Origin of the sequence: Streptomyces sp. FH025, from assembly GCF_017427025.1 — a bacterium.
In the GTDB taxonomy this organism is placed as follows: domain Bacteria; phylum Actinomycetota; class Actinomycetes; order Streptomycetales; family Streptomycetaceae; genus Kitasatospora.
The window spans coordinates 1-2,711 of sequence record NZ_JAFLNG010000885.1 but is presented as its reverse complement, the minus strand read 5'-3'; the positions used below and the strand labels follow the sequence as shown (position 1 = coordinate 2,711).

Genomic DNA, 2,711 nt, shown 5'->3' with positions numbered 1-2,711 from the left:
GGTGGGTGCTGTTCGTCAATGTGCCGATCGGCATCGCGATCGCCCTGCTGGCGCCGCTGTACATCAACGAGTCCGAGCGTCACCCCGGCCGCTTCGACCTGACCGGCGCGTGCACCGCCACCGCGGGCATGGTCTCGCTGGTGTACGGCTTCATCCGCGCCTCCGACCACGGCTGGACGGACGCCGTCACGGTGACCGCGTTCGGTCTGGCGATCGTGCTGCTGGCGGCCTTCCTGGCCAACGAGCGCCGGGTGCCGCAGCCGATCACGCCGCCGCACCTGTTCCGGGACCGCAACCGCTCCGGCGCGTACGGGCTGATCCTGTGCGTGGCCGCGACGATGTTCGGCATCTTCTTCTTCCTTACCCTGTTCGCGCAGGACATCCTCGGCTACAGCCCGCTGCGGGCCGGCTTCGCCTTCCTGCCGATCAGCGTCGCGATCATCGCGGCCGCCCAGTTCGCCGCGCGCACCCAGCTGCGGTTCGGGGCCAAGCCCTTCCTGATGGCCGGATCACTGCTGGTGGTGGCCGGGGTGGCGTGGGCGACCAGGATCAGCGTCCACAGCTCCTACGCGGACGGCATCCTCGGGCCGACGCTGCTGTTCGGCCTGGGGATGGGCTCGATCTTCGTCCCGGCCACGCTCACCGTCGTCTCCCGGGTCGCCCCGCACGAGACCGGCGCGGCCACCGGGATGCTCAACACCAGCCAGCAGGTCGGCGGCTCGCTCGGGCTGTCGATCCTCGTCACCGTGTACGGCACGGCCAGCCGCCACGAGACCGCCCGGCAGGTCCCGGCGTTCCTGCGGCAGGCCACCCCGCAGGAGCTCGCGCGGTTCCGGGCCGACGGCACCCTCCCGGCGCCGTACTCCTCGGAGGTGCTGGCGCATGGCATCGCCACCGCCTTCCAGCTGGGCCTGGTGTTCGCGGCGCTCGCGGTGGTGATCGCGGTGTTCGTCATCAGGGTGCACCGGCTGCCCGCGTCGGCACCCGTCAGCCCTGCGGGGCACGTCAACCCCGCTGGGCCCATCAGTCCTTCGGGGGACGGCGCTTGACAGGGCGCCGGAGCGTCCAGGACAGTCCATTACGCAAATGGTTTTCATCTTCGTTAACCGTTCCCCGTGCGCGCCCGCTCCCCGCGCAGCGCGCCCAGCGAAAGAGGACCCCCATGTCGCTCGACGTCTCCCCCGCCCTGCTCGACCAGGCCCGCGACGGCCACGTGGACGAGGCCGACTTCCTCGACACCGTCCGCCGCTCGCTCCCGTACGCCTACCAGGTCGTCGCCGGGCTCAGCACCGAACTCGCCGCCGGTGAGGACGAGTTCACCACCGACAACACCACGCCCAGCGACGAGCAGCGCGCCCAGCTGCTGCGCGCGCTCGCCAGCAACGCCATCCGGGGCAGCCTGGAGGACCACTTCGGCGTCAAGCTCGCCTTCGTGAACTGCCACCGCGTCGGCGCCTTCCGCCCCGGCTCCGAGGACAGCGAGGCCTACCGCGAGTTCACCTCGCTGCACAACCAGATCCGCAACCAGAGCCCGGAGCTGCGCAGCTGCTGACCCGGATCCGATCGCGACGGGCCCCTGCCGACCGGCGGGGGCCCGTCCGCGTGAACCCGTGTTGCACGCGGATGTCGCCCGGTTTCCGGATCGCGCGCCGATCTTGTGGCGCCTCGGACGGCCTGCGTACGTTCGACGGGCACCACCCGTCCGGCCCTTCCCGGGCCGCAGGATCCACCCGGAGCCGCACCATGCCGCCGTCCCCCCGCCCGCTGCGGAAGCTCGGCTTCCTGACCATCGGGCTCTTCGACGAGGCCGACCCGCGCCGGGGCCACGAGTCCACCCTGGAGCTGATCACCCTCGGCGAGCGGCTCGGCTTCGACAGCGCCTGGCTGCGGCACCGCCACCTCCAGCACGGGATCTCCTCGCCCGTCGCCGTCCTCGCCGCCGCCACCCAGCGCACCGACCGCATCCAGCTCGGCACCGCCGTCACCCCGCTCGGCTGGGAGAACCCGCTGCGGCTCGCCGAGGACCTCGCCACCGTCGACCTGCTCTCCGGCGGCCGGCTCAACCCCGGCTTCAGCGTCGGTCCGCCCACCCACTACCCGAACGTCCGGGGCGCGCTCTACCCCGACACCGGCGACCACGAGGACTTCGGGCACGGCCGCGCCGAACGGCTGATCGCCCTGATCCGCGGCGAGGACGCCTCCGACTTCGCCGGCACCGAGGGCATCGAGGTGTACTCGCGCCGCGTCCAGCCGCACTCCCCCGGCCTGGCCGACCGGCTCTGGTACGGCGCCGGCAGCCTGCGCTCGGCCCGCTGGGCCGGTGAGCACGGGCTCAACCTGCTCACCAGCAGCGTGGTGAAGCCCGAACAACCGGGCGCCTCCTACGACTTCGCCGAGATCCAGGCCGAGCAGATCCGCGCCTTCCGCGCCCTCCACCCCGACGGCGAGCACGCCCGGGTCTCCCAGGGCCTGGTGGTCATCCCCACCGACGGCGCCACCCCCGAACAGCGCGCCAAGTACGAGGCCTACGCCCGCTCCCGCACCCCGCGCACCCTCGCCCCTCAGGGCCCGGCCGGACTGCTCTTCGCCCCCGACCTGGTCGGCACCTCGGAGGAACTCGCCGAACGCCTGCACGCCCACGCCGGCTACCGCGAGGTGGACGAGGTCGCCTTCGCGCTCCCCTTCACCTTCGAGCACGACGACTACGTCCA

The 2,711-nt window shown here is 72.4% G+C and carries 3 protein-coding genes; all 3 read left to right on the top strand.

Features of this window, described 5'->3' with window-relative positions; translation table 11 throughout:
• Positions 1-1,049, top strand: a 1,049-nt coding sequence (locus tag J0670_RS35220) for an MFS transporter (RefSeq protein WP_207816605.1), incomplete at its 5' end; no start/stop codon positions are given.
• Between the two features lie 113 nt (positions 1,050-1,162).
• A complete protein-coding gene (locus J0670_RS35215; protein WP_207816603.1) occupies positions 1,163-1,552 on the top strand; it encodes an SCO5389 family protein in 390 nt (129 codons plus the stop codon).
• Positions 1,553-1,743: 191 nt separating this feature from the next.
• Positions 1,744-2,711: LLM class flavin-dependent oxidoreductase (locus J0670_RS35210; protein WP_207816602.1), on the top strand; the 968-nt coding region annotated here is incomplete at its 3' end.

Bases quoted from the DNA above. Each gene is read 5' to 3' on its own strand.
- J0670_RS35215 (WP_207816603.1), top strand. From the start codon at position 1,163: ATGTCGCTCGACGTCTCCCCCGCCCTGCTCGACCAGGCCCGCGACGGC.